At 68.1% G+C, this 1,061-nt stretch carries 1 protein-coding gene and 1 pseudogene; both read left to right on the top strand.

All coding sequences use genetic code 11. The annotated features are described in order from the left end of the window. Positions 1-462, top strand: a pseudogene (locus tag BHE75_RS13610) (leucyl aminopeptidase); the annotation flags it as partial. A gap of 23 nt (positions 463-485) precedes the next feature. Next, the gene (locus BHE75_RS13605; RefSeq protein ID WP_070934213.1) at positions 486-926 is read left to right on the top strand and encodes a DNA polymerase III subunit chi; all 441 of its coding nucleotides are present in this window, start codon (positions 486-488) and stop codon (positions 924-926) included. The last annotated feature ends 135 nt before the right edge of the window (positions 927-1,061 follow it).

The raw sequence follows: 1,061 nt of genomic DNA, 5'->3' as shown, positions 1-1,061 counted from the left end.
GCCGAGGGGCGTCTGGTGCTCTGCGACGCGATCACCTGGGTGCAGAAGACGCACAAGGTGAAGACGGTGATCGATCTCGCCACGCTGACCGGCGCGATGATCATCGCGCTGGGCCATGAGCATGGCGGCCTGTTCAGCAACAGCGACGAGCTGGCCGACCAGCTTCTCGCCGCCGGCCGCGCGACGGCCGAGAAGCTGTGGCGCTTCCCGCTGTCGGACGCCTATGACAAGCTGATCGAAAGCCCGATCGCGGACATGAAGAATGTCGGCCCGCGCGATGCCGGCTCCATCTCGGCCGCGCAATTCCTCCAGCGTTATGTGGAGGATGGCGTGCGCTGGGCGCATCTCGACATCGCCGGCATGGTCTGGGCCGCGAAGCCCGGCACTTTGTGGGATAAGGGCGCCACCGGCTATGGCGTGCGCCTGCTCGACCGGCTCGTCGCCGATCGCTTCGAAGGCTGACCGGGATAGCGGGGGGAGGCTGCGTGCAGGTTGATTTCTACCACCTGGCCTCCAGCCCGATCGAACGGGTGCTGCCGCGCATCGCCGAACGCCTGCTGGCGGATGGCGCGCGGCTGCTGGTGGTCTGCGCCGACGATGGGCAGGCCGCCCGGCTGGACCAGCAGCTCTGGACCTATGCGGCGGACAGCTTCCTCCCCCACGGCCGCGCCGGTGATGGGGGGGAGGCGCTGCAACCCGTGCTGATCGCCGCCACGGCCGATGCCGCCAATGGCGCGCGCAACATCGCGCTGGCGGACGGCATCTGGCGCGACGAGGCGCTGGCCTTCGACCGCGCCTTCCATCTTTTCGACGACGGCTCGATCGATGCCGCGCGCGCCGCCTGGAAGGCGCTGGCCGGGCGCGAGGATGTCGTCCGCAATTTCTGGAAGCAGGACGAAAGCGGGCGCTGGGCGAAGGCCGCCTGATCGTTCGCGGCGGCCCCGGCTTGCTTAACGGCGCCTCAAAGACTAGAGAGCCGCCACTTTCCACACCCCAAATATCATGGAGCACGCTCGGCCATGGCGACCGAACGCACCTTTTCGATCATCAAGCCCGACGCC

The sequence above is a fragment of the Edaphosphingomonas haloaromaticamans genome (assembly GCF_001853345.1).
Classification (GTDB): Bacteria; Pseudomonadota; Alphaproteobacteria; order Sphingomonadales; family Sphingomonadaceae; genus Sphingomonas_E; species Sphingomonas_E fennica.
Note: the sequence above shows the minus strand (reverse complement) of the source record. Positions and strands in the feature narration are given on the sequence as shown.